We start from the raw sequence: 6,127 nt of genomic DNA, 5'->3' as shown, positions 1-6,127 counted from the left end.
GGGTCTTCGTGCTTGACGGCACGCGGGCCCTGGTCAGGCAACTGGGGCAGGGTCGGCACCCAGCCGTGCCGCACCTTGACAATCTTGTCGTCGGTCGCCAGGCGCTGCAAACCCGACTGCTCCGCTAACGTGTGATATAGCTGGGGCTGAAGCGGCGCTTATAGATGTCGAGCGGTCGGCCGCCACGACAGCTTCTTCAAGCTCGGTGGTTRCTGTTGTCCGTCGAGATAGTGTCCCGGAACTGATGACTGATTGCCGAGACGCTCGATTGAAGCAGGCTGGGGAACGACGGTGTCAGCTTGGGATCAGATGATAACCCCTCCAACCGTGGGGGCGAAGAGCCTATGAGAGAATCCTGCCCCATAGTTTCCCCTTTGCCTTGGCAAGGGCGACGGACCCGGAGCCGGACACGGAGTACTGCTRCTCGATCTGCACTTGGCGCATGCCCGGCCGGGGGGYCCGTCAGCACTTCATTCGCCAACATCATTGCGCATCGCGCCATGCACACAGGCCGTCTCTGGCAAGACCTTGGCGACAAGCCAGCGGATGCGCCCGAAAAGACTGGCCAAAACGGGGGGCCAGCTATGGTGCCACGACTCGCGATCTGGACATCTCGTAGTCGAACRCAACGCGATTTCGGCCACGTTGTTTCGCTTCAAAGAGGCATCGTCCTGCCGTGCGAAGAACATCTTGGKTGTCTGCATTGCGAGCAATTTCTGCACCGCCGATGCTGACGGTCACCTTGACATCGTCCTGTTGCGCTTTGGTCCAAGGGATTCCTTCGATTAGACGGCGGATGTTCTCCGCGATGGTCATTGCCTGCTCCTTGCGCACCCCTCGTAGCAGGACCCCAAACTCTTCGCCACCAAGGCGCCCAACTGAATCGCCAGAGCGCGTTAAGTAGACAAGTGCTTTTGCAATTCGAACCAAAGCCTCGTCACCTTTGGAATGCCCATGCTTGTCATTGAACAAGGAGAAGTGATCCGGGTCGATAAGGAGAAGTGTGTCGTATTCATCCTCGTCGCGCTCCCTGTCCATCTTTGCCATGAATCCGCCGCGGCTGAGAAGCCCCGTCATCGGGTCGTGGCTGGTGACGAATGCCAGCCTGTCGTGCGTCTCGCTCAGGGCCGCATACGACTTCTCCAACTTGTCACATGTATCCTGGATGGTTTCCGCCTGGGCGAAGATGTAGGCACTGACCGGCATTCCGATCAGGATGGGAATGAGGGTGCATTCCACCCAACTCAGCCAATCGATCGGCATGTGCAAAGCGGTTCTTGCCGTGAATGACAGACCAAAGGTCGCGACGATTGCTATGATCGTCACGACCGTTGACTTGCCTAGAATACGCTTGCTTCGAGGCGCCATGTTGGATCTTTTAAGATTAGCAGGGCTTCTTTAAGGAGCGGCTCTGAAAGAGCCGTTACCAAGTCATTTAAGATTATTCCCAACGAGACGGGGTGGGAATATTGCGCGGTCATCTGAGGTCGAGAGAGCAGCGCTGCGCGAGACGTCGGGCAGCATGATCACCCGCGGCACTTTGAGGGACTTCACGACGGCGAGCGCATTGCCAGAAGTGCAGCAAATGTCGGACTCGGCCTTCACGGCTGCAGAGGTGTTGACGTAGGTGATGACCGGAAACGCCAGGGTAGCGCTGCCGCGTCGGCCGCACGTCCTCGGCCGTGATCGAGTCGGCCAGCGAACAGCCGGCGGCAGAATCCGGGATAAGCACGGTCTTGTGAGGATTGAGAAGCTTGGCCGTTTCCGCCATGAAAGGCACGCCGGCCAGAACGGTGACATCCGCATCGACCGTCAATGCCTGCGGGCCAGCCCCAGGCTGTCGACGACAATGTCGGCAACACAGTGGAAGATCTCTGGCGTCTGATAATTGTGCGCCAGGATTACCGCATTGCGCTCCCGCTTCAACGCCAGGATGGCGTCGATGTCATCGGCAAAGGCCGGCCATTCGATTGGCGCCGCCGGACGCGCTCGTAGAGCGACTGGTGCTCGCACTTGCATAAAACTGGTCCAAACGCGACAGCCGCGGTAGGTACCGCAAGGGAAGGGCAGGGCTTTTGCCCGCCGTCAAGACGCGGCGAGCACAATCACAGGCTGAGATAGTCTAGCACACGTATTACCGGCACCTCTCGTTCGCATCACAGAGAAGTTTCGCCGTCCATGGATGGCGCGTGGCACGCGACGCTTTTTGGGCTGACCGACCGGCAGACCGGCCCCTGCCAAGCGAGGCCGCTGCGGGACAAAGCAGTTGTTAACGTCACAGCCGGTATCGTTCAGTTGATTTTCCTTCTGGCAATTGAAGCCCTTGCGATTTCTTGTTTTTGCTGCGCCTATCCCCAGGTCAGAATGTTAACCGGCTTGGGCAAACCAACGCTGCAACCGATATAAAGGGAGAATGCATGGCAACTGGAACTGTCAAATGGTTCAACAGCACGAAGGGCTACGGCTTTATTCAACCCGATGGGGGTGGCCCGGACGTTTTTGTCCACATTTCCGCTGTGGAGCGTTCGGGTCTTTCGACCCTCGCTGACGGCCAAAAGGTCAATTACGAGATCGAGCAGGACCGTCGCACCGGAAAATCCTCAGCCGGCAATCTCAGCAAAGTAAAGTAGGCTGACGGATTTTGCCCACGGACAACCGCCGCCCGGCAGCGAACACCGACCCGCAGACCAAATTGCGAGTGAGATGAATCGACGAGGCTTTGCGCAAATCGTTTTAAGCCGGGAAACGCAGTGCAAGAGGCGGGGGCTCTCCCCGCCTTTCAAGTCAGCGCACCGGAACAACGCTCAGTCCGTGCCGTTTTTGCGGGTCCTTTTTGCAGGTGCAGCCTGCTCGGTCTGACCAGGCTTTCGACCGAGYCCCATCGTCTTGGCCAAAGCAGACCGAGCGGCGGCATAATTCGGCGCAACCATCGGGTAGTCTGCCGGCAGGCCCCACTTTGCGCGGTATTCCTCAGGCGTGAGACCATAATGGGTCGAAAGATGCCGCTTCAGCGACTTGAACTTTTTTCCGTCCTCCAGGCTAATGATGTAGTCGGGCGTGACCGACCTCTTGATGGCAACGGCTGGCGGGCGGGCCTCAGGTTTCGCGACGGGGCCGCCGATCGTGCCCTTCAACGCGGCATGCACTTGGTCGATCAGGCCTGGAAGCTCGCCCACGGGGACCGGATTGTTCGAAACGTAGGCAGAGACGACGTCGGCGGTAAGCTCGATGAGAGCGTCAGTATTGTTCTCGGCTTCTTCTGTCACGGAAATGCTCCTGTTTTTATGGCTTCTGCGAAGCTCGACTTCATTAGAGAAGGCAGCCGCAGAACGCAWTCAAAGTTGTGCTAGGTCTTTCCAAAATACCTTCTTCCAGCTTGGCACCAGGCCGCAATCACAGGCATTGCGACTTGCCGCCCTTGCATATTCTAACGGGACGATTGATTTGTGCTTCGCCTATGCACGGCTAGGTAGTCCTAGCAGAACGGTTTTGGTTTGAAGCAGCCACACAAAATTACCGAAGCTCGCCACCTATTATGCCCTGATCCTGCCACTCTCCACAGGCAAGTGCGCCAAAGGAGAAATCTCCAACTTAACTTCTAAAACAGAGGCTCAGCCCAATGAGCAGACTGGCTCGCGCGGACGCGGCTTCGGTTTCGTCGGCGACATTCGCGCCGCTGGAAAACCCCACGTTTCGCGCGATCTGGCTTGCCGCTCAGCTGTCCGGTTTGGGCTGGCTGTTTCAGACGGTTGYGGTCAGCTGGCTGATGGCGAYCATCTCGACCTCGGACGTGATGGTCGCCCTGGTGCAGACCTCCACGACGCTTCCAGTGTTCATTTTATCGATCTTCGCGGGGGCCATTGCGGACAATTTCAGCCGCCGCCATGTCATGGCCATCGGCTGGTGCGTGATAGCCCTGTCGTCGATCATGTTGACCGCTCTTGTGGCGCTGGGATTTTACAATCCCTGGCTAATCCTTGCGTTCAGTTGCCTTGYCGGATGTGGCGCCGCCTTTACTGATCCGGCGTGGCATGCTTCCGTCGGAGACATCCTGCGAAAGCGCGAAGTTCCGGCTGCGGTCACGCTGATCTCGGTCGGCTACAACGCCATGCGAAGCATCGGTCCGGCGCTCGGCGGCGTCGTTGTCGCCTCCTTCGGACCCCTGGCCGCCTTCGCCGCAGCGACACTGACCTATTTGGCTATGCTGTGGGCCATAGGACTCTACAAATGGAGCGGTCGCTCTTCGCCTCTTCCCCGTGAGCCATTGACCACGGCCATCCATGACGGAGCGCGCTTTACGGCGCTTTCGAGAGAGATCAAGGCGGCAATCGCGCGAGGAGCCCTGTTCGGATTGACGAGCATCTCCATCCTCGCGCTTCTGCCTCTCGTTGCACGGGATCAACTCGGGGGAGGGGCAATCGCCTATGGTGTCCTGATGGCCGGATTTGGAGCGGGGGCCTTGTGCGCCGGCATCTCCAACAACGCGCTGAGACGGTCGCTGTCACAGGAGCGGCTGWCAACGCTCGCATGCATCGCCTGCGCCGCCTGCTGCCTTGCCCTTGCCTTCACGCCTTCGCTGGTGGTGGCGACGATTGCCTTAACACTCGGCGGTGCAGGCTGGGTCGTCACCTGGACCGGACTGGACGTGAGTGTGCAAYTGTCGAGCCCGCGATGGGTCGTTGGTCGCACGCTTTCCATCTACTCGGCCCTCGCGTCGGGCGGCGTCGCGGCCGGAAGCTGGTTGTGGGGCGTGGTGGCTGAAAGCTATTCGCTCACCCTGGCGCTGGAGATCTCTGCTGGCGCCCTCTTGTTGGTTGCTGCCACCGGATTGCTGCTTCCGATCCGCCAGTGGAAAGAGGCCGATCAGGATTCCCTTGGCTTCGAAACGCCAGCGCTCGCCCTCGACTTGAAGTCGAGAAGCGGCCCGATCGTCGCCAAGATCGAGTACTCGATACCGGAGGCCAACGTCGAAGCTTTCCTGGACCTGATGCGGGAACGCCGCCGGGTGCAGAGCCGAGCCGGGGCCCGGCACTGGAACCTCCAGCGCGACCTTCAGGAGCCCTCGCATTGGACGGAGACATTCCGCACGCCGACCTGGATGGACTACCTTCGCCTCAACCACCGCCTGATCGCGGAGGACAAGGAGGTGGACCAGCGCCTCATCGAACTGCATGCGGGAGAGCTGCCGCCCCGCACGAGGCTTGCAATCGAGCGGCCGACCGGGGCGCCTCGCAGGCGGGATCAGTCCGCAAGCATCTTCTTCCGACGGTGATCGTAGCGACGCGTCGGTGATGAGTGGGCATCGAGCACTGGATTCGGGCCTGGAGCATGGCGCAGTCGGTCAACTGCCCCACTTGTGAGCATCTAAGCTAAGTTGAAATAAATCACTTGCTCGCATGAGCACTGTTCAAGATACGTCCGCCAAATCTGCTGGCGCTGAGCAGAGGAAAGCTTTTCATCAACCCGCGGGCTTCACTATCAACATCGCGTCGGTTTGCTCCAGCGGCTCTCAGATTCTGCTCAGCTCTCATAGCGCGTCAGTTTGTTGTCAGGTCAGCCAAGCTACGTTCCGACTCAAGGGAGCAACGGTTGTGATGTTGAAGGTGATTGCGACCTCCCGACTGCGAGCGAAAGGCATTCGAGCGTCGCCCGGCTAAGGRCATGCTCGATTTACCGATCGGACAGGGTGCTTCCTTCAGAGCTSYCGGSTTCGGTGCCCTAGGCGCGCTTTGGGGTTCCTGAGCGGCGACCATGTTGGCTCGCCTGTCGTTGCTCCACACACTTTAGGCGATGCGTTGTTGTCTGGATGGGAGACGAAACATGACCAACATCGGCCGGGCGGGAAGATCGCGCATCGGAGACACTCCAGCCGGTGGCACCCCGGACGGCAGGTCACCCGCCGCATCAGAAGGTGGAAACGCGTTCAACTCGATTGTCGAGCGGATGCACCGCGAGCCGCAGGCTGGCGAAGCTTCCTCCAGCCGCGTCGCAGGCCGCGGTGATGATACCCCGCAGGACCGGCCCGCCCGCGCCCCCATTGGTCAACCACGACTTTTCGCTTCCGCATTGCGCGGAACGGGCATGACGCGGCGCCGTTTTCCTTTGGCGCGAGACGGTGAAGCAAGCC

5 protein-coding genes and 1 pseudogene are annotated in these 6,127 nt (G+C 59.7%); 2 read left to right on the top strand and 4 right to left on the bottom strand.

All coding sequences use genetic code 11. From position 1 onward, the window contains the following. Window positions 1–582: 582 nt before the first annotated feature. Together ORS3428_RS05405 and nadA are read right to left on the bottom strand one after the other, a co-directional pair. On the bottom strand, window positions 583–1,326 hold the full coding sequence (locus ORS3428_RS05405; protein ID WP_157895926.1) for a GGDEF domain-containing protein: 744 nt from the start codon (window positions 1,324–1,326) through the stop codon (window positions 583–585). A gap of 186 nt (window positions 1,327–1,512) precedes the next feature. After that, window positions 1,513–2,019 (bottom strand): annotated as a pseudogene (nadA, locus tag ORS3428_RS31155) (quinolinate synthase NadA); the annotation flags it as partial. A gap of 398 nt (window positions 2,020–2,417) precedes the next feature. Here nadA and ORS3428_RS05390 point away from each other — a divergent pair. After that, on the top strand, window positions 2,418–2,630 hold the full coding sequence (locus ORS3428_RS05390) for a cold-shock protein (RefSeq protein WP_040982680.1): 213 nt from the start codon (window positions 2,418–2,420) through the stop codon (window positions 2,628–2,630). A 174-nt stretch (window positions 2,631–2,804) separates the two neighbouring features. On the opposite strand, the gene ORS3428_RS05385 is transcribed toward ORS3428_RS05390, so the two are convergent. Next, window positions 2,805–3,266, bottom strand: a complete 462-nt coding sequence (locus ORS3428_RS05385; RefSeq protein ID WP_040982682.1) for a MucR family transcriptional regulator — start codon at window positions 3,264–3,266, stop codon at window positions 2,805–2,807. A 353-nt stretch (window positions 3,267–3,619) separates the two neighbouring features. Between ORS3428_RS05385 and ORS3428_RS05380 the strand changes: the two genes are divergently transcribed. Next, on the top strand, window positions 3,620–5,272 hold the full coding sequence (locus ORS3428_RS05380; protein WP_071095278.1) for an MFS transporter: 1,653 nt from the start codon (window positions 3,620–3,622) through the stop codon (window positions 5,270–5,272). 632 nt (window positions 5,273–5,904) lie between these two features. Here ORS3428_RS05380 and ORS3428_RS33725 read toward each other — a convergent pair. Continuing rightward, window positions 5,905–6,127 (bottom strand): hypothetical protein (locus tag ORS3428_RS33725; RefSeq protein WP_210185682.1); only part of this gene is annotated, 223 nt, incomplete at its 5' end.

The organism is Mesorhizobium sp. ORS 3428, assembly GCF_001854785.1.
Taxonomy (GTDB): Bacteria; Pseudomonadota; Alphaproteobacteria; order Rhizobiales; family Rhizobiaceae; genus Mesorhizobium.
Note: the sequence above shows the minus strand (reverse complement) of the source record. Positions and strands in the feature narration are given on the sequence as shown.